Origin of the sequence: Rhizobium sp. YTUHZ045, from assembly GCF_051124255.1 — a bacterium.
GTDB lineage: Bacteria > Pseudomonadota > Alphaproteobacteria > Rhizobiales > Rhizobiaceae > Rhizobium.
In genome coordinates, this window is the sequence record NZ_CP101432.1 from 2,691,480 (window position 1) to 2,712,249 (window position 20,770).

The window sequence follows — 20,770 nt, forward strand, 5'->3', positions numbered from 1 at the left end:
GCTCCGACGGCCTTCTGTTTCATGCCCGGATATTCAGGCTGCCGTCGCCATGCGGGCGGAGGTCGTCAGCCTGACCGGCAGCTTGCGCATCATCTCCTCAGCAAAACAGGTGGCGTTCTCACGCGCCTTGTCGAGATTGCTGACGCGCGTGGGGTCCATGGTCTGCAGCGTGCCGCCACAGTCGAAGATGTCGCGGAAGGCCGAACGTTCGATGATCGCCGTGTCCAGCACCGGCACGTGCCGCTCGCTGAGCAGCGACTTGACGAGCTGCAGCGCCCGCGTCGTCACCATCGAGTTGACCCGGGTCAGCACCACCGAATGGCCGATCTTGATGCCTGCTTTTTCATCGAGATATTGCAGCAATTCCAGCACCTGCGCGCCGCCGCGCGCATCCATGGCGCAGCCCTGGATCGGGATCAGCACGTGATCGGAAAGGCCGACGGCGGTGGCAAGCAGCGGATTGCGGGCGCCCGGCAGGTCGACGATGAAATAGTCGGTATTATGTTTGTTCTCGCTGATATGCTGCGGCAACGACGCGGTCGTCACGAAATCGATCACCGAAATATTGGGTACGTGCCCTGATATCTCGTGCCAGCGTGAAATCCAATGCTGCGGATCGGCATCCAGAATGGTCACGCGATAGCCCTGACGGGCAAGCTCGGTCGCGAGCAGCAGAACAGCGGTCGTCTTGCCGGCGCCGCCTTTGGTGTTTGCGAATGTAATGACTGGCATGTTCGGTCCTCGGAGGAAATGGCGCGAGTCGGCATCGCTCTTGTGCGCACTGTCGGAGCATCGTGCGGTTAACCCATCCTTTACAATCATGGTTAACAAATTGCGAACGCGCGCGGCGAAATTGCAGCCGATATTTTTCACATCCCTAAAATTCAGGATGTTTCCGAGACGAAAAGGCCCGGAAAGCAAGAGCTTTCCGGGCCGGTCTGCAGGTCCGCCGCGATCTTGTCAGAAGCAATCCTTGAAAAGCGCCTTGGTATTTTCGAGCGTCATCGCGACAGGATTGCCGCCGGCACTCGGATCCTCGATCGCCATCGCCGACAATTCGTCGATACGGTCGGGCGCGATTCCCATCGCCGTCAGCGTATCTGGCACGCCGAGATCGGAGCGGAGCTTCAGCACATAGTCATAGAAGCCGTCGAAACCGCCTGAAATCCCGAGATAGGCGGCCGCCCGGCCGATCTTTTCCTCGATCACGGCGCGGTTGAAGCGCAGTACCGCCGGCATCACGACGGCATTGGTCATGCCGTGATGGGTGTTGTAGACCGCCCCGATCGGATGCGACAGCGCATGGATCGCGCCAAGCCCCTTCTGGAAGGCGACGGCGCCCATGGCAGCGGCGGCCATCATGTTGGCGCGGGCTTCGAGGTCCGTGCCTTCCCGATAGGCGCGTGGCAGGAACTCCTTGACCAGCCGCATGCCTTCGAGCGCGATGCCGGCCGACATCGGGTGATAGAACGGCGAGGAATAGGCCTCCAGGCAATGGGCGAACGCATCCATCCCAGTTCCGGCGGTGATGATCTTCGGCATGCCGACCGTCAGTTCCGGATCGGAGATGACGACGCCGGGCAGGAACTTAGGATGGAAGATGATCTTCTTCACATGCGTGACGGAATTGGTGATGACGCTGGCGCGCCCGACTTCCGAACCGGTGCCCGCCGTCGTCGGCACCGCGACGATCGGGGCGATGCCTTCGAGACTCGCACGCGTCCACCAGTCGCCGATATCCTCGAAATCCCAGACCGGCCGCGTCTGGCCGGCCATGAACGCAACGCACTTGCCGAGATCGAGGCCTGAGCCGCCGCCGAAGGCGACGACGCCGTCATGGCCGCCGTCCTTGAAGGCCTTGACGCCGGCATCGAGGTTCTTCTCGTTCGGATTCGGGTCGACGTCGGCGAAGATCGCCCGGCCGAGGCCGGCATCTTCGAGGATATCAAGCGCGGTTTTGGTGATCGCCATCGAGGCCAGGCCGCGGTCAGTGACGAGCAGCGGCTTTTTGATGCCGAGGCTCTTGCAGGCGTCGGCCAGTTCCTTGATGCGGCCCCGGCCGAGCTTGACCGATGTCGGATAGCTCCAGTTTGCGGTGATGTTGCTGCTGCTCATGCTGTGACTTTCTTCAGGTGGAAGGATTTCGGACGCGTCAGATTCTGGAAGCCGATGATCGACAGCGAGCCGCCGCGGCCGGTCTCCTTGACGCCGGTCCAGCAGAGCGCCGGATCAAGGTAATCCGCGCGGTTCATGAAGACGGTGCCGGTTTCGATCTCGCGGCCGAGACGTGCTGCCCGCTCGGCATCCTTGGTCCAGAGCGAGGCCGTCAGCCCATACTGGCTGTCGTTCATCAAAGCGAGCGCTTCCTCGTCGCTCTTCACCTTCATGATGCCGACTGCCGGACCGAAAGTCTCCTCGCGCATGAAGGCCATGGAATGATCGACATCGACGAGGACCTGCGGAGCGAGATAGGCGCCGCCGTCATCCTGCGGGAAAAGCTTGGGATCGACCAGCGCCTTGGCGCCCTTGGAAACCGCGTCGGCAATCTGCTCGCGCACCACCTTTGCGAAACGCTTGTTGGCCATCGGCCCGAGCGACGTCTCGCGATCGAGCGGATTGCCGAGCTTGTAGTTCGAAACCCAGGCCACCGATTTCTCGACGAAGGCATCGTAGAGAGACTCATGCACATAGATGCGCTCGATGCCGCAGCAGCACTGGCCGGAATTATAGGTGGCGCCATCCATCAGCGTGTCGACGGCCGCATCGAGATCGGCGTCTTCCATGACGTAACCAGGATCCTTGCCGCCGAGTTCGAGACCAAGGCCGGTAAAGGTGCCGGCGGCGGCCCGCTCCATCGAGCGACCGCCCTCGACCGATCCGGTAAAGTTGACGAAATTGAAGCTGCCGGCTGCGATCAGCGCCGACGTCGTTTCATGATCGAGAAAGACGTTCTGGAACACGTCCTCGGGAACGCCGGCTTCGATAAAGGCTTGCACCAGCCGCTCGCCGACGAGCAGAGTCTGCGAGGCGTGTTTCAGCACCACAGTGTTGCCGGCCATCAGCGCCGGAGCGATCGTGTTGATCGCCGTCATATAGGGATAGTTCCAAGGTGCGACGACAAAGACGACGCCGTGCGGCTCGCGCTCGATGCGGCGCTCGAAACGGTCGCTCTCCTCAACGACGAGCGGCGCCAGCGCATCAGCCGCGATCGAGGCGACATAGTTGGAGCGCTCGTTAAAGCCCTTATATTCGCCGCCATACTTGATCGGCCGGCCCATCTGCCAGGCAAGCTCCGGCACGACGATGTCGGACATTTCATTGAGGCGCGCCACACCCTTCAGTATGAGCTGAACGCGTTCTTCAAGCGGCCGTTTCGCCCAGGCCTTCTGCGCCTTGCGGGCGCGCGCCACCACGTCCTTGGCGGCGTCGAGCGAAAGTGCTGCGCGCTCCGCGTAAACCGATCCGTCGACCGGTGAAATGCATTGGATCATTGCCATGATCGATTTCCTGTCCTCGTATCATTCAAAATGTGGGTGGGCGACCGCCCCTCATCCGCCTGCCGGCACCTTCTCCCCGCTGGCGGGGAGAAGGGACTGCGCAGCAACGCTTTCGTCAACCGCAAATCCCGCGCAGGGCACGTCCCCTCTCCCCGTTTTAACGGGGAGAGGGTTAGGGTGAGGGGCAAGCAAACCCACAAAACGCTATTAAGCTCTTTCAAAACCCCGCGCCACTTCCCAATCGGTGATGCGGCGGTCGTATTCTTCCTGCTCCCATTCGGCAGCACGAGTATAATGGTCGATGACGTCGTCGCCGAAGGCTTTGCGCAGCATCGCCGATTCCGTCATCGCAATCGCCGCCGAACGTAGTGTGCGCGGGATCTCCCGAATGTCCTTGCCGCCATAGGCGTCGCCGACGAAGGGAGCCTCGAGTTCCATCTTGTTCTCGATCCCGTCGATGCCGGCGGCGAGCAGCGCTGCGAAGGCGAGATAGGGATTGAGATCGGAGCCGCCGACGCGGCATTCGATGCGGATACCCTTTGTCTCCTCGCCGCAGAGGCGGTAACCGGCAGTTCGGTTGTCCTTGCTCCAGATCGCCTTGGTCGGAGCGAAGGTGCCGGCCATGAAGCGCTTGTAGGAATTGATGTAGGGAGCCAGGAAATAGGTGATCTCGCTCGCATGGGCGAGAAGCCCGGCAACGTAATTGTGCATCAGCGGCGACATGCCGTATTTCCCGGCATGGTCGAAGAACAGCGGCTTTTCCTCGAGGCTCCAGAGCGACTGGTGGATGTGCGAAGAGCTGCCGGCCGCATTGTAGTTCCACTTTGCCAGGAAGGTGATGGCCTTGCCTTTCGACCAGGCAATCTCCTTGCAGCCGTTCTTGATGATCGCGTGCCTGTCGGCCATGGCGAGCGCATCGGCATACCGCACGTTGATCTCCTCCTGGCCGGCGGAAGCCTCGCCCTTGGAGTTCTCGACCGGAATGCCGGCGCCCTGCAGGCCGGTGCGGATCGCCCGCATCACCTCTTCCTCCTTGGTGGTCTGGAAGATGTGGTAGTCCTCGTTATAGGCACTGGCGAGCTTGAGGTTGCGGTAGCCCGAGGCATGCGCGGCCTCATAGCTCTGGTCGAACAGGAAGAATTCGAGCTCCGAGGCCATATAGGCCTTCATGCCCATATCTTCGAGGCGCTTTACCTGCTTCTTCAGGATCGCGCGTGGCGAATGGGCCACCTCTTCATGGGTGTGATGGTCGAGCACGTCGCAGAGCACCAGGGCGGTACCCTCGAGCCAGGGAATGCGGCGCAGCGTCGAAAGATCCGGCTTCATCGTATAGTCGCCGTATCCCTTCTCCCAGCTCGTCGCCTTGTAGCCGGAGACGGTTTCCATCTCCATGTCGGTCGCCTGCAGGTAGTTGCAGCTGTGCGTTTCTTTCCAGGCGCTCTCGACGAAATATTCCCCCTGGAAACGCTTTCCCATCAGCCGGCCCTGCATATCCACCTGGCAGGCGAGAACCGTATCGATGCGCCCTTCGGCAACATCCTTCCTAAGATCGTCGATTGTGTAGCTGCTGCTCATGATTGATCCGCCTGAACTGGAATTGAAGAAATCGGGGCAACGAAATCGCATGCGCTCGGCCTGGTATCACGGCCCGATGCCTTTTCGTTAATCCGGTGGCGGGGCCGCAGGATGCGGCCCCGCCACTTGAGAGGGAAGCCTCGATGCTTAACGTTCGCCGCTTTCGCCGACGGCCGCCTCGGCCGCCGCGATCTCGGCCTGGCGCTTCGCGACGTCGGCGCCGATCGGCGGCCCCTTGAAGCGACGGCTCTCGAAGCCGAACCAGACGATGCCGGTGACCACGAGGAAGCCGACGGTGATGTAGAGCGCCCATTCGTTCGGTGGCTGGATGCCTAGAATGAAGATCAGCATCATCGCTATGATCGACAGCACCGCGAACAGCTTGAAGACGCCCTCTCCGAGGTTCCACGGGCCCATTTTGTCCCACTTCGACGTGCCCCAGGCGAAGAGGCCGAGCGTGATCGGGATCGCGAAGGAGAAGAATAGGAAGATGACCGTGCACGAGACGACGATCGTGTAAACCGGGGTATCCCCGATCGTAACGAGCGACGAGCCCCAGACGAACAGCACCGACAGGATCGAGCCCGTCCAGATCGCGGCTACCGGGGTACGATACTGCGGGCTGACCTTCGACAGCGCCTTGGAGGCCGGCAGACCGCCGTCACGCGAGAAGGCGAAGATCATGCGGGAGACCGAGGTGACGGTCGCAAGGCCGCACAGCCATTGGCTGACGAAGATCGCAAGATAAAGGAGGTCCTTGACGACCGGGTTTACCTGGCTGTCCATCGCCCAGAAGAACACGTTCCAGCCCTGTTTTGCCGCCTCGTCCATGTTCGGCAGCATCAGCACGAAGGCGCACAGCATGATATAGCCGAACAGCGCCGACCATAGAACCGAGGCCACCATGCCGCGCGGGACCGAATGGGCGGCCTTGACCGTCTCCTCAGATGTATGCGCCGAGGCGTCATAGCCGGTGATGGTGTAGATCGGCAGCAGCAGACCGAGAAGGAAGACCCAGGCGCCCGAGGTGGACGGCCAGACGTTGCCACCGACTTCGCCGGAATAATTGGCGAAGGTAAAGAGCCGGCCGAATTCATAGGAGGGCGCCGCGAGAAGGCATACGACCGCCAGCGCGATCGAAGTCGCGAAGATCAGGTAGCCCGAAAAGTCGGTCAGCTTCGCGGTCAATCCGATGCCCATGTGGTTCACCAGCGCCTGCGCACCGGTGATGATCACCAGGAAGATGATGCGCACCGTCGTTGTGTCAGTCAGCCCGAGATAGGTCGTGCCGAAGGAGCCCATGAAGAAGTAATAGGTGCCGACATTGATCGCGCCGAGCACGGTGACGAGACCGAGCAGGTTGAACCAGGCGGTCAGCCAGCCGGTGAAGCGGTTGCCGAGGATCGAGCCCCAGTGATAGAGGCCGCCGGCCGTCGGATAGGCGGAGCTGATCTGCGCCATGGCGACGGCGAAGACGAGCGAGATGAAGCATCCCACGGGCCAGCCGATGCCGATCGCCGCTCCGCCGGCGCCCGAGGTCGCCTGGGCCAGCGAATTGATGCCGCCGGAAAGGATGCAGATGATGGAGAATGATACGGCGAAATTCGAGAACGAACTCATCCGTCGTTCGAGTTCCTGGGCATAGCCCATCGAATGCAGGATGTGCACATCCTGCTTCTTATCAAGTTCGGTATAGTCCGACATGACTTCCCCCTGTTCACGATCGGCCGCGGGATTGCGGCCATTCAGTGCCAATTGCCCGCGACATTTGCGCCGTGCGGACGTCCGCAGATAGACTGCTCCCTCGGGTCTTCTTTTTATGTCAGGCTTCCAGGCTTTGCTGGAGAAGTCCTGTCAGATAGTCGGCCATGACCCCTTGGCCGCCATCGTCTGCGATGAGGTCGTTGCGGACCTCGATCATTACATTGCGCAAGCCGTTCGAAAGCCCGTGCAGGATCAGCGTGTGGGTCACACCATCCTCGGGTCCATAAGGCTGGTTGCGTTCAGTCCTGTAAAGCGGTGCATCGGCCGCAACATCAAGCATACGGTCGGCGAGCCGGCTGTCCTCGTCGTGCAATATGCCGATTTCGACGGCGCGTTGCCGGCCGTGATAGACCGGCGTGAAGCTGTGCATCGTCACAATGACGGTATCCTGCCCCCTCGCTCTCCGATCGCGTATTAGCCCGCGAATGGCATCATGGAAGGGTACGTAAAGCGCATCGGTGCGCGCCAGACGTTCCGCGGCAGTCAGGTTCTTATTGCCGGGAATGGCGTAGATTTCGCTGCTCTCCGGCATGGCGCCGGCCGAGCTGGGCGGCCGGTTGCAGTCGTAGATGAGACGGGAGAAACGCTGGTAGACGAGTGTTGCGTCGAGTGCTTGCGATATACCGCGGGCAACGGCGAGCGCCCCCGGATCCCAGGCAATATGGCTCGACAACGCGTCGCTGGGCAGGCCGAGATCGCCGAAGCGGGCAGGAAGCGTTTTCGAGGCGTGCTCGCAGACGAGCAATACCGGACTCCGGCCGTCGATGCGCTCGATCCCGACGCAATCGCCGTCCGCTTCGCTGAGGATGTTCGGCTGGGCCAGCACCAAAGGCGCCACTCCTATCCCTTAATAAAAGCTTTAAAGAAAAGAATTCTTCAGCTTTTGGCGACTGTCAAGCATCCTCTGAAAATTTCTTTTCATGACAGTGGTTGACATGGATTGTGACAGCGTTGTTAACTTTGGTTGGGAGAGTGGCGCCAGACCACTCCCGGGGAGCAAGATCAAGTGACCACTGCGTCGAAGACGGTTTCGGACGTCATACATTCGCATCTCGGCGTGTTGACGCGTGCCGAGAAACAATTGGCGGAAAGCCTCCTCGACAACTATCCAGTGTCCGGCCTCGGCAGCATCACCACGATTGCAGAGAACGCAGGTGTTTCCACGCCGACCGTCGTGCGCATGGTGCAGAAGCTGGGCTTCAAGGGCTATCCCGATTTTCAGGCGCACCTGCATCAGGAGGTCGAGGCGACGATCTCCAACCCCATCACCAAGCATGACCGCTGGGCGCAGAACGCTCCGGGCACCCATATCCTCAACCGTTTTGCCGATGCCATCATGGGCAATCTGCGCCAGACGCTGACCGATCTCGACACCGCGACCTTCGACAGCGTCGCCTCGCTACTTTCCGACCGCAAGCGCGGCCTTTACTTCGTTGGCGGCCGCATCACCGGCGCGCTTGCAGAATATTTCTTCACGCACATGCAGGTGATCCGCTCGGCAACGACCCTGCTGTCGTCGCATTCCAGCAGCTGGCCGCAATATGTCCTTAACATGAATGCCGGCGACATCCTGATCATATTCGATATCCGCCGCTACGAACAGGAGATGGCGAGCCTGGCAACCGCCGCCCGAAAGCGCGGCGCCGAAATCGTCGTCTTCACCGACCAGTGGGGCTCGCCCGCCGCCAAGCTGGCCAGGCATACCTTCCGTGTGCGGATCGAGGCGCCCTCAGCCTGGGATTCGTCCGTCGTCACTCTTTTCATCGTCGAGGCGCTGATCGAAGCCGTTCAGAACTCGACCTGGGACGAGACGAAGGAACGCATGAAGACCCTGGAGGGTCTGTTCGAACAGACGAAGCTTTTTCGCAAACCCGGTTAGGAGGACAAGAATAAAAGAGAGGGAAAACAAATGACGGATTTGGCGGAAGAGAGCGATGCAGTCGCAAATGAAACATCTGTCACAAGCGCCTGCTATTCCGGCAAGATGAACGTCATCCAACCGTCACACAAGCTTCATGTAAGCTGATTAACAGCATCGCCAGACACTGAAAACCCGAAGGAGAACAACAGTGATCTCTAATCTTTCTCGACTGCTCTCGCTTTCTACTGCGATGATCGTGGCCTCGACCGCGATTGCCGCCGCAGAACCGAGCGCTGAACTGATTGCCGCCGCAAAGAAGGAAGGCACGCTGACGACGATCGCTCTTCCGCACGACTGGTGCGGCTACGGTGACGTCATTGCCGGCTTCAAAGCCAAGTATGGTCTCGAAGTCAACGAGCTGAACCCGGACGCCGGCTCGGGTGACGAAATCGAAGCCATCAAGGCCAACAAGGGCAACACCGGCCCGCAGGCTCCCGATGTCATCGACGTCGGCCTCTCCTTCGGCCCGTCCGCCAAGAAGGACGGACTGATCCAGCCTTACAAGGTATCCACCTGGGATTCGATCCCGGACACCGCCAAAGATCCGGAAGGCTACTGGTACGGCGACTACTATGGCGTTCTCTCGTTCCTGGTGAACAAGGATCTCGTCAAGGAATCGCCGGCTGACTGGGCCGACCTGAAGAAGGGCGACTACGCAAACAGCGTCGCACTCGCAGGCGATCCGCGCACGGCCAACCAGGCTGTCCAAGGCGTCTATGCCGCTGGTCTTTCCGCATCTGGCGGTGACGCCGCCAAGGCGGGCGAAGAAGGCCTGAAGTTCTTTGCCGAGCTCAATAAGAACGGCAACTTCGTGCCTGTCGTCGGCAAGGCTGCTCCCTTCGCGCAGGGCTCGACGCCGATCATCGTTGCATGGGACTATAATGCGCTTTCCTGGGGCCAGAGCCTGAAGGGCAATCCTCCGTTCGAAGTCGTCGTTCCGAAGACGGGTGTCGTCGCCGGCGTGTACGTGCAGGCGATTTCGGCCTTCGCTCCGCACCCCAACGCCGCCAAGCTCTGGATGGAGTATCTCTACTCCGACGAAGGTCAGCTCGGCTGGCTGAAGGGCTATTGCCACCCCATCCGCTTCAACGATCTTGCCAAGAACAACAAGATCCCGAAGGACCTGCTCGACAAGCTGCCGCCGGCAGCAGCCTATGAAAAGGCTGTCTTCCCGACGCTCGAAGAGCAGGCTGCCGGCAAGGAAGCCATCACCAAGAACTGGGATAGCGTCGTCGGCGCCAACGTTAAGTAAACTCCGATCCGGCCTCCCCGCCCCAGGGGCGGGGAGGTTTTCTCACTCCGATGCCCAGGATGAGCTTTTTCATGAGTACCGTTTCAACGCCGATGGTGAGCAGCGCCCCCTTGATCAACAAAGACCGCGTGATCGACTGGCTAGGCATTGCGCCCTTCATCATTTTTTCTCTGCTGTTCCTGATCATCCCCACGCTCTATCTCGTGGCGGGCGCATTCCTGACGCCCGAGGGCGATTTCACGCTGAAGAATATCGGTGATCTTTTTACTCCATCGATCATGAGCGCCTACTGGATCAGTATCAAGGTCTCGGTGGCATCCGCCCTTGGCGGCGCGCTGATCGGATTTTTTCTCGCCTGGGCCGTCGTGCTCGGTGGCCTGCCCGCCTCGGTGCGCTCGACGCTTTTGACCTTTTCCGGCGTAGCCTCGAATTTCGCCGGCGTGCCGCTTGCCTTCGCATTCCTGGCGACGCTCGGCCGCACCGGCCTCGTGACGGTCTTCCTGCGGGAATGGTTCGGCTTCAATCTCTACGGCACCGGCTTCAACCTTCTGTCCTTCTTCGGCCTCACCATCACCTATATGTATTTTCAGATCCCGCTGATGGTGCTGATCCTGACGCCGGCGCTCGACGGCATGAAGAAGGAATGGCGCGAGGCCTCCGAGATTCTCGGCGCCACCAACCGCCAATATTGGATGATGGTCGCCCTGCCGATCCTGTGGCCGAGCCTGCTCGGCACCACGCTGCTTCTCTTCGCCAACGCCTTCGGCGCCATTGCCACCGCCTTCGCGTTGACCGGCAGCTCGCTCAACATCGTGCCGATCCTGCTCTACGCGCAGATCCGCGGCGACGTTCTGCACAATGCCAATCTTGGCTACGCCATTGCACTCGGCATGATCGTCATCACAGGCGTCTCCAACGTCCTTTACCTCATGCTGCGCATGCGCGCCGAGCGGTGGCAGAAATGAAAACACAACGTCTTGGAGCCTGGATCGCCATCATTCTCGGCGCATCCTATTTCATCATCCCGCTGATCGGCACCATCGAATTTTCGCTGCGCATGCGCCGCGGCGAATACAGCCTCGACGCCTATCAGTCGGTTTTCTCGGACATACAATTCCGCGAGACCTTCGGCTACTCCATGCTGATGGCGTTGCTCACCATCGTCTTCGGCATGCTGCTCGTGGTGCCGACGGCCTACTGGGTGCGCCTGCGCCTGCCGCAGATGCGTCCCGTCGTCGAGTTCATCACGCTGCTGCCTCTCGTCATTCCGGCGATCGTCATCGTCTTCGGCTATCTGAGAATGTACAATTCGTCATCCTACTTGCCGCTGACGGGTTCGACGACCGGGACCAACGCCCTGCTGGTCTTCTCCTATATCACGCTGTCCCTGCCCTACATGTACCGCGCCGTCGATACTGCCATGCGCGCCATCGATGTCCGTACGTTGACGGAAGCGGCCGAAAGCCTCGGCGCCCGCTGGACGACCATCATGTTCCGCTGCATCTTCCCGAACGTCATGAGCGGCGTGCTCTCCGGCGCCTTCATCACACTGGCGATCGTCATGGGCGAGTTCACCTTCGCCGCATTGCTCAACCGTCCGGCCTTCGGCCCCTATTTGCAGCTCGTCGGCGCCAACAAGGCCTATGAACCTTCGGCGCTCGCCGTCATCGCTTTCTCGATCACCTGGCTCAGCATGGGCCTGCTCAATCTCGTTTCCCGCTTCGGCAAAGCCCGCCCGGCAAAGGCTTAAGGTAACCGGCTCATGTCTTTTCTCACTCTGAACAACATCCAGAAATCCTTCGGCCCGGTTCAGGTCGTCAAGAATTTCAACATGAACATCGAGAAGGGCGAATTCATCTCCTTTCTCGGACCGTCGGGCTGCGGCAAGACCACTGTCCTGCGCATGATCGCCGGCTTCGAAACCCCGACCGGCGGCACGCTGACCATTAACGGCAAGGATCAGAGCGCGCTGAAGCCGAACCAGCGCAATATCGGCATGGTTTTCCAGGCCTATGCCCTGTTCCCCAACATGTCGGTGCACGACAACGTCGCCTTCGGCCTCAAGGTCGCCGGCGCGCCGAAGCCGGAAATCGACGCCCGCGTCAAGGAAATGCTCGGCCTGATCAAGCTCGATCATCTTGCCGACCGCTACCCCTATCAACTGTCGGGCGGCCAGCAGCAGCGTGTCGCGCTTGCCCGTGCCCTCGCCGTCAAACCGCAAGTGCTCTTGCTCGACGAGCCGCTGTCGGCGCTCGACGCCAAGATCCGCGTGTCGTTGCGCGAGGAAATCCGCCAGATCCAGCAGCAGCTCGGCATCACCACCGTTTTCGTCACCCACGACCAGGAAGAGGCGCTGTCGATTTCCGATCGCATCGTCGTCATGAATGCCGGCAAGGCCGACCAGATCGGCTCGCCCTTCGAGATCTACAACAAGCCGGCCACACGTTTCGTCGCCTCCTTTGTCGGCACGCTGAACCTGATCGAAGCCGAGGTCGTGGACCCCGACGCCAATGTCATTCGGATCGGCGATCAGAAGATCACGCTGAAGCAGTCGGTCGCAGCTCACAAGGCCGGCGAAATCATCTCGCTGGCGCTGCGCCCGGAAGCAGGCTCGCTCTCCGACACCGCCAAAAGCGATACGGCGCTGACCGGTCAGGTCGTCTCGGCTCACTTCCTCGGTTCGGTCATTCGCACCCGCATGAATGTCGGCGGCAACGTCATTTCCTTCGACATGTTCAACAGCCCCGGCGTCACTCCACCGCAGGCCGGCGAAACCGTGACGCTGCGCTTCATGGCTGCCGATTTGCTGATCATCCGCGACTGAGTTCACCAATATAGCTCACCCAAGAGGCGCCGCGAAACGGCGCCTTTTCATTGTTTGGAATATCGAGGAGAGGTCGTGACCGACACCCGGCGCGGTGTGCCTCCACGCCAGGGGCAGGTTTGGCTTGAGCGCCAACCCCACTCTCCGTCATCCCAGGCCTTGAGCAGCCTTGAGCCTGGGATCCATGCCCGTAGCTGCTGACGGATGCGGTTTGGATGCTCGGCTCAAGGCCGAGCATGCCGGAGTGTGGGGTTGGCTGGTGGAACAATCGCGCGCAGACCCTCATGTCAGGCATGCCACCTGTCAGTGAACCCACAATGCCGGCTATCGCCAAACAATTGACAATGCCGCTCTCACCGAATCGCCCGGTCGTCCGCGTCAAAGCGATGCACCCGCGCTTGATCCGGCGTCGCATAGACGATCTCATCGGGCTCATACCGGTGCTCGCCGAAAAGGCGCGCAGTCAGCAGGCCGCACTGCTCGGATTCCAGATAGATGATCGTGTCGGCGCCGAGATGCTCGACATGCACCACCTTCGCACGCCACGTCCCCTGCTCGCGCGACAGCGTCATGTGTTCGGGACGCACACCGATCGTCTTAGCGCTATGATCGCCCACCTTTTCGCCGGGGACGAAATTCATCTGCGGCGAGCCGATGAAGCCGGCGACGAAGACGTTGGCCGGGCGGTTGTAAAGCTCCATCGGCGAGCCGATCTGCTCGATCGAGCCGGCATTCAGCACGACGATCTTGTCTGCAAGCGTCATCGCCTCCACCTGGTCGTGGGTGACGTAGATCATCGTCGCCTTCAGGCCGCGGTGCAGCCGGGCGATTTCGAGCCGGGTCTGAACGCGCAGCGCCGCGTCAAGGTTGGACAGCGGCTCATCGAACAGGAAGAGTTCCGGTTCGCGCACGATGGCGCGGCCGATGGCGACGCGCTGCCGCTGGCCGCCGGAGAGCTCAGCTGGCCGCCGCCCTAGATAAGGCGCAAGCGAGAGCATGCCGGACGCCTTGCCGACCCGCTTGTCGATCTCGTCCTTGGCCGTTCCCGCCTGTTTGAGGCCGAGTCCCATATTGTCCTTGACCGTCAGGTGCGGATAGAGCGCATAGGACTGGAACACCATGGCGATGCCGCGCTTGGCCGGCGGCGTCAGCGTCTCGTCGCGGCCGTTGATGACGACGGCGCCCGAGGTCACGTCCTCGAGGCCGGCGATGCTGCGCAACAGCGTTGATTTTCCGCAGCCCGACGGCCCGACGAAGATGACGAATTCGCCGTCCTTTACTTCGAGATCAATGCCTTTCAGCACCTCATGCGTGCCATAGGTCTTGCGGATGGATTTGAGTTGAAGCGATCCCACTATCTTTCCCTTACAATCTGACCGGCTGGCCGGTACGCACGCTCTCGTCGGCGGCAAGGCAGATGCGCAGCGACGCCACCGCATCCGCCATATGGCGATCGAGGTTCAGATCCTCGCGGATCGCCCTCAGCATGAAGGCCTGTTCCAGGTCGCAGAGCGCCTGATGACCAGGCTCGCCTGTCATCCTCATATCCTGGTCGGGCCTGATGAATTTGCCGTCCGGGCCGGTTTCAGCCGTGTGCAGACGGATCACCGAGGTCTTGGTGTGCGTGTCTATATCGTCGGACTTGGCATCCGGATCCATGACGATCGACACCGCGCCCTTCGGCGACATTACATCCTTCACGAAAAAGGCTGTCTCGGAGATCATCGGTCCCCAGCCGGCCTCATACCAGCCGACCGAACCGTCCTCGAAAAGCACCTGTAGGTGGCCGTAATTATACATGTCGGCGGCGATTTCATCGGAGAGACGCAGCCCCATGCCGCGCACCTCGACGGCTCTCGCATCGGTGATCTGGCACATGACGTCGACATAATGCACGCCGCAATCGACGATCGGCGGGGTCGTGCGCATCAGGGACTTGTGCGTCGCCCAGGTCGGACCGCTGGACTGCTGGTTGAGGTTCATGCGGAAGACGTAAGGCGGGCCGAGCTTGCGCGCCTCTGTTATCAGCTTCATCCAGGACGGATGATGGCGGAGGATATAGCCGATCACCAGCTTTCGCCCCGCCTTCTCCGCTGCCGCAACGACCCGCTCGGCATCGGCGACGGTGGTCGCCAGCGGCTTTTCCACGAAGACATGACAACCGGCCTCGAAGGCGGCGACGGCATAATCGGCATGGCTGTCGGAATAGGTGTTGATCGAGCAGAGATCCGGCTTCAGCTCCGCAAGCGCCGTCGCGAAGTCGGGATGAACAGTATAGCCCTGCAGCGCGGGCTCCAACTCCGGTGTCGAGCGATTGACGAGACCGACGATTTCGAAGCCGGGATTGTTGTGATAGGCGAGCGCGTGGCTGCGGCCCATATTGCCGAGGCCCGCAACGACGACGCGGATCGGTTTCTCCTGGCTCATTTGACGGCTCCCGACGTGATGCCGCGGATCAGCTGCCGCGAGAAGATGACGTAAAGGATCAGGATCGGCAGGATGGCTAGCGACAGGGCCGCCAGCACCGCATTCCAGTTGGTGACGAACTGGCCGATGAAGATCTGCGAACCGAGCGTCACCGTCTTGGTGCTTTCGGCAGGCGCCAGGATCAGCGGGAACCAGAGGTCGTTCCAGATCGGAATCATGGTGAAGACGGCGACTGTCGCCATGGCCGGGCGCACCAGCGGCAGCACCAGGCGGCAGAAGATCGCATATTCGGAAAGCCCGTCGATGCGCCCGGCATTCTTCAGATCGTCCGAAACCGTGCGCATGAATTCCGACAGGATGAAGATCGCCAGCGGTATGCCCTGCGCGGTATAGACGAGGACGAGCGCCGTCAGCGTATTGACGAGACCGGCCGCCACCATGCCCTGCAGGATCGCCACCGTGCCGAGGCGGATCGGGATCATAATGCCAATCGCCATGTAGAGCCCGAGCAGCAGATTGCCGCGGAAGCGGTATTCAGACAGAGCGAAGGCGGCCATGGCGCCGAACAGCAGCACCAGCAGGATCGAAACAACAGTCACAACGAAGCTGTTCTGGAAATAGGTGGCGAAATCGCCTTGCCCCAGCACCGTCTGGTAGCCGACGAGACTGAAGGTCGACGGCGTCGGGATCATCAGCGGTTCGCGGAAGATCGAGTTGCGATCCTTGAACGAGTTGACGATGGTCAGGAACACCGGAAACAGCGCGACCAGCGTATAGGCGCCGAGCGCCAAGTGCACGAGGCCGGTGCGGATCGGAGATGTGCGTGCCTTGGACATGCGCGCTCCTCAGAACTGGTAGCGACGCATGCGCCGCTGGATGACGAAGAGATAAAGCGAGACGCCGGCGAGAATGATGAGGAACATCACGGTCGCGATCGTCGCACCCATCGAGCGGTCACCGAGCTGCAGCTGGAAACCGAAGAAGGTGCGGTAAAGCAGTGTGCCGAGAATGTCGGTCGACATGTCGGGTCCGGCAAGCGCGCCCTGCACCGTGTAGATCAGGTCAAATGCGTTGAAATTGCCGACGAAGGTCAGGATCGAGATGATGCCGATCGCCGGCAGGATGAGCGGCAGCTTGATCTTCCAGAACTGGGCCCAGCCGGTGACGCCGTCACATTCGGCCGCCTCGATCACCTCTTCGGGAATGCTAAGCAGCGCTGCATAGATCAGCATCATCGGAATGCCGATGTACTGCCAATTGGAGATCAGCGACACGGCGATCAGCGCCGAACCCGGCTTGCCGAGCCACGGCGCGAACAGGAATTTCAAGCCGATGAGGTCGAGCATCCAGGGCGCCACACCCCAGATCGGCGACAGGATCAGCTTCCAGATGAAGCCGACGATGACGAAGGAGAGCAGCGTCGGCAGGAATATCGCCGTGCGGTAGAAGGCGACGCCTCGCAGCTTCGGTACCGAAAGAAGGGCTGCGAGCGCAATGCCGATCGGGTTCTGCACGCACATGTGGATGGCGAAGAAGATCACGTTGTTGACGAGGGCGTTCCAAAAATCATGCGCCCAGCGGGGATCGCCGAACAGCACCTTGAAATTCGCAAGCCCGACGAAGGCCGGCTGCCCGTCGACAGTGTTATAGAGCGAGAGCCTCAGCGTTTCGATGAGCGGCAGCACCATGACAGCGGAGTAGACGATCACCGCAGGCAGCATGAAAATGAAGATGTGCCAGCGCACCGGGCGCTTGATCGGGACGATATCGGCCGCGTTGTCGGTTTCGCTCATGGCTTTTGCCTGTTCTTGTCGCCTCGCCGCAATCTTGCTGGCGCAGATGGAAAATGTTGCGCCTCACCCGAACTCTCTGCGCTTGGCAAGAGAGGAAACGCCCTGCTGGGGATGCGATAACGGGCTGGGAGGTCGCTGCGAGTCTCCTTCTCCCCGCAAGCGGGGAGAAGGTGGCCGGCAGGCCGGATGAGGGGCCGCAAACGCCACCCCTGATCACATTCACTTGGCCGGCTTGTACCAGCTATCGAGGCCCTTCTGCAGCTTCTCGGCGGCGACCTGCGGCGTATCCGTGCCGTTGATCACATTGGCCGATTCGACCCAGGTCTCGTTCTCGAGGTTCGGCGTGCCGCGCGACAGGATCTGGTAGGTCGAGCGGACGGTCGACTTGTAGGGGCCGCGCCAGGAAACGAACTCCTGAGCGAGCGGATCGGACATCTTCACCGGGCTGGAGTTCAGGCTGAAGAAGCCCGGCAGCGCGTTCGCATAGATATCGGCGAATTCGGGCGAAGCGACCCAGCTGAGGAACTTCTTGGCTTCCTCAGGATGCGTGCTCTTCGCGTTCAGGGCGACGCCGATATCAGGATGATCGGAAATATAGCCCTGGTCGCCTGCCTTCGGAACCGGCGGCGGGAAAGCGCCCATCTTGAACTGCGCCTGCGTGTTGAAGAGCGCGATCTCCCACGAACCGGCCGGGTAGATGGCGGCGCGGCCCAGCGTGAAGAGGTTCTGGCTGTCCGAATAGGTCTGGGCCTCGAAACCATCGCCGAGATAAGGCTTCCACTTGGCAAGCTCTTCAAAGGGCTTGACCCATGCGGGATCGGTCAGTTTCTGCTTGCCTGCGATCAGGGCTAGGCGGCCCTCTTCACCCTTCCAGTAGTTCGGGCCGATGTTCTGGTAGCCCATGGTAGCGGCTTCCCAGAGATCCTTCGTGCCCATGGCGAGCGGAATATAGGTGCCATCGGCCTTGATCTTGTCGAGGGCTGCGTAGAATTCGTCCTGCGTCTTCGGCACGGAGATGCCGAGCTTGTCGAAGGCATCCTTGTTGTAGATGAAGCCGTGGATGACCGAAGCCATCGGCACGCAGAAGGTGGACTTGCCGTCGTCGGTCGTCCAAGCAGCCTTGGCGACCGGCGAGAAGTTCTCCATACCCGACAGGCTGGTGATGTCGACGAGCTGCTTCTTGTTGAAGAGTTCGAGCGAGGCGTCGAACGGACGGCAGGTAATAATATCGCCTGCGGAGCCGGCATCGAGCTTGGCGTTCAGCGAAGCGTTGTATTCGGTCGGCGCTGTCGGCGAGAAGACGATCTTGATGCCCGGGTTTTTCGCTTCGAACGCCGGAATGATCTTCTCCTGCCAGATCTGCAGGTCGTCGTTACGCCAGCTTTCGACGGTCAGCGTGACATCGGCGGCATGGACGAGACCTGCCGAGGTCAGCAGGCTTGAGGCAAGCAGCAGGCTTTTCAGAGCAGTGTTTTTCATTTCCCTCTCCTGTTTTTAGCGCCGAGGCGCCGTTTTCGATCTGAAACAAGCAATTGGCGCGCCTGAGGAAACGCCCAATGCCCCTTGGAGGGCCGCCAGCAACTGCCGGCCCCGAAAGCTCGATAGGCCGAAGGCGATCGCCTGCGGTCCGGCTGCGCACCCTGCAGATAATCTGCACCGCGCGATGACTGAGGGGAAAGCTATGGATCCTAAATTATCCGCCAGCCGACCAAGCCGGCGGATCATTCTCCGATCATCTTCGAAGCGGGTCCGGCTTGGCTTTGCTGCCGGGTTTCGTGGGCTTCGAAATGCTGTTCCCTTTTTCCGAATTAAGGCCAAAAAAATACCAATTGTCCAGATGAAATTTAACTTTTCGACCTTCAAAAGTTCATTGAAAAATTTTGCTGAACAAAATCAACGCGATAAAAAGATAAATTTTTGCCGCCGCCCCCACTTGGTAAATGGTATTTTTTTGGTATTGTAAGAAAAACCAGGGAGAACGGCATATCGGAGGCCCGATGACGGAGCTTGCAATCGGCATAGACGGCGGCGGGACGAGCTGCCGGGCAGCGGTCGCGGATAGAAACGGCAACGTCCTTGGCCGCGGTAAGGCAGGCCCTGCCAATATCCTGTCCGACCTGGAAAACTCCCTGCTCAACATCGTCGAATCCGCCCGGCAGGCGCTCAGCGACGCTGGTCTCAACGCTGAAGCCCTATCCTCCGTTGTATCGGTCGTCGGCGTCGCGGGCGCCAACGTCTTAGACTATGGCAAACGAATCGAAAGAGCCCTGCCCTTTGCCCAAGCCTGTGTCGTCACCGATGCCTTGATCTCCCTACAGGGCGCGCTCGGCGATGCCGACGGCATCGTCGGCGCCTTCGGCACCGGTTCGGTCTATAATGCGCGAAGGGATGGCCGGCTGAAGGGCATCGGCGGCTGGGGCTTCGTTGTCGGCGACCAGGCAAGCGGCGCCCGCCTCGGCCGTGACCTCATGGAACGGTCGCTACTCGCCTGTGACGGGGTGCGCCCGGCATCGCCGATCACCGAAGCGGTCATGACCGAATACGGCAACGACCCGGAGCAGATCGTCAATTTCGCCCATACGGCACGGCCAACGGATTTTGCCCGTTACGCGCCCATGGTCTTCAAACATGCGGCAGAAGGCGACGTCGTCGCGGTCGGTATCGTCAGGGACGCCGCAACGGCGATCGGCGAAAGCCTCGACGCGCTGCTCTGGCCGGAATGCCCGTCGATCTGCCTGCTCGGCGGTCTTGCGGAAGCCTACGAGCCCTGGCTTTCCGAACGCTACAAGCCGCTGCTCGCCAGGCCGAAGAACGATGCCCTGCAGGGCGCGGTGGAACTCGCGGTCAAGCTCCTCAACGATCAGCGGAGAGGTGCGGCATGACCGACGATCTCGCCACCCTCCTGTCTTTGCAGCGCCTGCAGGCGGCGGGTACCGGCCCGCTTTATGTCAAGCTGCGCCGCACGCTCGAAGAAGCCGTGCGCACCGGCACGCTCGGCCACGGCGATGCGCTGCCGCCGGAACGCGACATCGCCGAATTTGCCGCCGTCAGCCGCGTCACCGTCCGCAAGGCGATCGACGAGCTCGTCGCCGATGGCCTGCTGGTGCGCCGCCACGGCTCGGGCACCTTCGTCGCCAAACCAGTCTCCAAGGTCGAGCAGCGCCTGTCGCAGCTCACCTCTTTCACCGAGGACATGGCGCGCCGCGGCATGTCCTCCCGCTCCGAATGGCTGCACAAGGGCGTGCATACCCCCTCGCCCGACGAAATGATGATCCTTGGCCTACCCGCCGGCATGAAGGTGTCGCGACTCTCGCGACTGCGCATCGCCGACGACCAGCCATTGGCAATCGAAAACGCCAGCGTCTCCGGCGAATTCCTGCCGGACCCGTCCGCCGTCACCAATTCGCTCTACGCCGAGCTCGAACGCCTGAACGTCCGTCCGGTGCGTGCCGTGCAGCGTATTTCGGCGACTAATATGAAGGAAGCCGACGCCCAGCTTCTCGGCGTCCCGGTGGGTGCAGCCGGCCTGTCGATCGAGCGCATCTCCTATCTCGGCTCCGGCCGCGCGGTGGAATTCACCCGCTCGCTCTATCGCGGCGACGCTTACGACTTCGTGGCCGAGCTGACGATCGGGGTGAGTTGACCTCTTGAGTTTAAGCATGAAGTCGGAAAGTGATCACTTTCCGGCTTCATCGTCTCTTGATTCATCGCATTAAG

The 20,770-nt window shown here is 60.9% G+C and carries 18 protein-coding genes; 7 read left to right on the forward strand and 11 right to left on the reverse strand.

The window, feature by feature from the left end; translation table 11 throughout:
* Positions 1 to 33: 33 nt before the first annotated feature.
* The 6 genes from NMA58_RS13580 to NMA58_RS13605 all read right to left on the reverse strand — a co-directional run bounded on the left by NMA58_RS13580 (position 34) and on the right by NMA58_RS13605 (position 7,665).
* Positions 34 to 732, reverse strand: a complete 699-nt coding sequence (locus NMA58_RS13580; protein WP_434710576.1) for an AAA family ATPase — start codon at positions 730 to 732, stop codon at positions 34 to 36.
* A 228-nt stretch (positions 733 to 960) separates the two neighbouring features.
* Positions 961 to 2,115, reverse strand: a complete 1,155-nt coding sequence (locus NMA58_RS13585) for an iron-containing alcohol dehydrogenase (RefSeq protein WP_434710578.1) — start codon at positions 2,113 to 2,115, stop codon at positions 961 to 963.
* A complete protein-coding gene (locus NMA58_RS13590; RefSeq protein WP_434710580.1) occupies positions 2,112 to 3,497 on the reverse strand; it encodes an aldehyde dehydrogenase family protein in 1,386 nt (461 codons plus the stop codon). The genes NMA58_RS13585 and NMA58_RS13590 overlap by 4 nt, the downstream gene beginning before the upstream one ends.
* 207 nt (positions 3,498 to 3,704) lie before the next feature.
* Complete coding sequence (locus tag NMA58_RS13595) at positions 3,705 to 5,072, reverse strand: glutamine synthetase family protein (protein WP_434710582.1); 1,368 nt, start codon at positions 5,070 to 5,072, stop codon at positions 3,705 to 3,707.
* Positions 5,073 to 5,219: 147 nt separating this feature from the next.
* Positions 5,220 to 6,776 (reverse strand): amino acid permease, encoded by a 1,557-nt coding sequence (locus tag NMA58_RS13600; protein ID WP_434710584.1) that lies wholly within the window; start codon positions 6,774 to 6,776, stop codon positions 5,220 to 5,222.
* Between the two features lie 118 nt (positions 6,777 to 6,894).
* Complete coding sequence (locus NMA58_RS13605) at positions 6,895 to 7,665, reverse strand: N-formylglutamate amidohydrolase (RefSeq protein WP_434710586.1); 771 nt, start codon at positions 7,663 to 7,665, stop codon at positions 6,895 to 6,897.
* 177 nt (positions 7,666 to 7,842) lie between these two features.
* On the opposite strand from NMA58_RS13605, the gene NMA58_RS13610 reads away from it, so the two are divergent.
* The 5 genes from NMA58_RS13610 (at position 7,843) to NMA58_RS13630 (ending at position 12,833) form a co-directional block, all read left to right on the forward strand.
* Positions 7,843 to 8,715, forward strand: a complete 873-nt coding sequence (locus tag NMA58_RS13610) for a MurR/RpiR family transcriptional regulator (RefSeq protein ID WP_434710588.1) — start codon at positions 7,843 to 7,845, stop codon at positions 8,713 to 8,715.
* Positions 8,716 to 8,905: 190 nt separating this feature from the next.
* The gene (locus tag NMA58_RS13615) at positions 8,906 to 10,009 is read left to right on the forward strand and encodes an ABC transporter substrate-binding protein (RefSeq protein ID WP_434710590.1); all 1,104 of its coding nucleotides are present in this window, start codon (positions 8,906 to 8,908) and stop codon (positions 10,007 to 10,009) included.
* A gap of 71 nt (positions 10,010 to 10,080) precedes the next feature.
* On the forward strand, positions 10,081 to 10,974 hold the full coding sequence (locus tag NMA58_RS13620; protein ID WP_085778820.1) for an ABC transporter permease: 894 nt from the start codon (positions 10,081 to 10,083) through the stop codon (positions 10,972 to 10,974).
* Entirely contained in the window at positions 10,971 to 11,759 is a 789-nt protein-coding gene (locus tag NMA58_RS13625; protein WP_085778821.1) for an ABC transporter permease, read from the forward strand. Before NMA58_RS13620 ends, NMA58_RS13625 begins: the two co-directional genes overlap by 4 nt.
* 12 nt (positions 11,760 to 11,771) lie before the next feature.
* Positions 11,772 to 12,833, forward strand: coding sequence for an ABC transporter ATP-binding protein (locus NMA58_RS13630; protein ID WP_434710593.1), 1,062 nt, complete (start codon positions 11,772 to 11,774; stop codon positions 12,831 to 12,833).
* 353 nt (positions 12,834 to 13,186) lie between these two features.
* Here the strand turns inward: NMA58_RS13630 and NMA58_RS13635 are convergent, their stop codons facing one another.
* From NMA58_RS13635 to NMA58_RS13655, 5 genes are all read right to left on the reverse strand, one after another.
* On the reverse strand, positions 13,187 to 14,188 hold the full coding sequence (locus NMA58_RS13635; RefSeq protein ID WP_434710595.1) for an ABC transporter ATP-binding protein: 1,002 nt from the start codon (positions 14,186 to 14,188) through the stop codon (positions 13,187 to 13,189).
* A gap of 10 nt (positions 14,189 to 14,198) precedes the next feature.
* Positions 14,199 to 15,260 (reverse strand): Gfo/Idh/MocA family protein, encoded by a 1,062-nt coding sequence (locus NMA58_RS13640; protein ID WP_434710596.1) that lies wholly within the window; start codon positions 15,258 to 15,260, stop codon positions 14,199 to 14,201.
* Entirely contained in the window at positions 15,257 to 16,096 is an 840-nt protein-coding gene (locus NMA58_RS13645) for a carbohydrate ABC transporter permease (RefSeq protein ID WP_434710598.1), read from the reverse strand. The genes NMA58_RS13640 and NMA58_RS13645 overlap by 4 nt, the downstream gene beginning before the upstream one ends.
* A gap of 9 nt (positions 16,097 to 16,105) precedes the next feature.
* Positions 16,106 to 17,053: a carbohydrate ABC transporter permease gene (locus NMA58_RS13650; protein WP_097597923.1), complete on the reverse strand. Its 948-nt coding sequence runs from the start codon at positions 17,051 to 17,053 to the stop codon at positions 16,106 to 16,108.
* A gap of 219 nt (positions 17,054 to 17,272) precedes the next feature.
* Positions 17,273 to 18,532: an ABC transporter substrate-binding protein gene (locus NMA58_RS13655; protein ID WP_097597922.1), complete on the reverse strand. Its 1,260-nt coding sequence runs from the start codon at positions 18,530 to 18,532 to the stop codon at positions 17,273 to 17,275.
* A gap of 518 nt (positions 18,533 to 19,050) precedes the next feature.
* Here NMA58_RS13655 and NMA58_RS13660 point away from each other — a divergent pair.
* Positions 19,051 to 19,935 carry a BadF/BadG/BcrA/BcrD ATPase family protein gene (locus NMA58_RS13660; protein WP_434710601.1) on the forward strand — a complete coding sequence of 295 codons (885 nt, stop codon included), beginning with the start codon at positions 19,051 to 19,053 and terminating at the stop codon, positions 19,933 to 19,935.
* Positions 19,932 to 20,696, forward strand: a complete 765-nt coding sequence (locus NMA58_RS13665) for a GntR family transcriptional regulator (protein ID WP_434710603.1) — start codon at positions 19,932 to 19,934, stop codon at positions 20,694 to 20,696. The genes NMA58_RS13660 and NMA58_RS13665 overlap by 4 nt, the downstream gene beginning before the upstream one ends.
* The last annotated feature ends 74 nt before the right edge of the window (positions 20,697 to 20,770 follow it).

What these genes read in the sequence shown, in the direction of transcription:
- NMA58_RS13580 (WP_434710576.1), bottom strand. Translation starts at nt 732, where the DNA reads ATGCCAGTCATTACATTCGCAAACACCAAAGGCGGCGCCGGCAAGACG.
- NMA58_RS13585 (WP_434710578.1), bottom strand. Translation starts at nt 2,115, where the DNA reads ATGAGCAGCAGCAACATCACCGCAAACTGGAGCTATCCGACATCGGTC.
- NMA58_RS13590 (WP_434710580.1), bottom strand. Translation starts at nt 3,497, where the DNA reads ATGGCAATGATCCAATGCATTTCACCGGTCGACGGATCGGTTTACGCG.
- NMA58_RS13595 (WP_434710582.1), bottom strand. Translation starts at nt 5,072, where the DNA reads ATGAGCAGCAGCTACACAATCGACGATCTTAGGAAGGATGTTGCCGAA.
- NMA58_RS13600 (WP_434710584.1), bottom strand. Translation starts at nt 6,776, where the DNA reads ATGTCGGACTATACCGAACTTGATAAGAAGCAGGATGTGCACATCCTG.
- NMA58_RS13620 (WP_085778820.1), top strand. Translation starts at nt 10,081, where the DNA reads ATGAGTACCGTTTCAACGCCGATGGTGAGCAGCGCCCCCTTGATCAAC.
- NMA58_RS13625 (WP_085778821.1), top strand. Translation starts at nt 10,971, where the DNA reads ATGAAAACACAACGTCTTGGAGCCTGGATCGCCATCATTCTCGGCGCA.
- NMA58_RS13630 (WP_434710593.1), top strand. Translation starts at nt 11,772, where the DNA reads ATGTCTTTTCTCACTCTGAACAACATCCAGAAATCCTTCGGCCCGGTT.
- NMA58_RS13640 (WP_434710596.1), bottom strand. Translation starts at nt 15,260, where the DNA reads ATGAGCCAGGAGAAACCGATCCGCGTCGTCGTTGCGGGCCTCGGCAAT.
- NMA58_RS13645 (WP_434710598.1), bottom strand. Translation starts at nt 16,096, where the DNA reads ATGTCCAAGGCACGCACATCTCCGATCCGCACCGGCCTCGTGCACTTG.
- NMA58_RS13650 (WP_097597923.1), bottom strand. Translation starts at nt 17,053, where the DNA reads ATGAGCGAAACCGACAACGCGGCCGATATCGTCCCGATCAAGCGCCCG.
- NMA58_RS13655 (WP_097597922.1), bottom strand. Translation starts at nt 18,532, where the DNA reads ATGAAAAACACTGCTCTGAAAAGCCTGCTGCTTGCCTCAAGCCTGCTG.
- NMA58_RS13660 (WP_434710601.1), top strand. Translation starts at nt 19,051, where the DNA reads ATGACGGAGCTTGCAATCGGCATAGACGGCGGCGGGACGAGCTGCCGG.
- NMA58_RS13665 (WP_434710603.1), top strand. Translation starts at nt 19,932, where the DNA reads ATGACCGACGATCTCGCCACCCTCCTGTCTTTGCAGCGCCTGCAGGCG.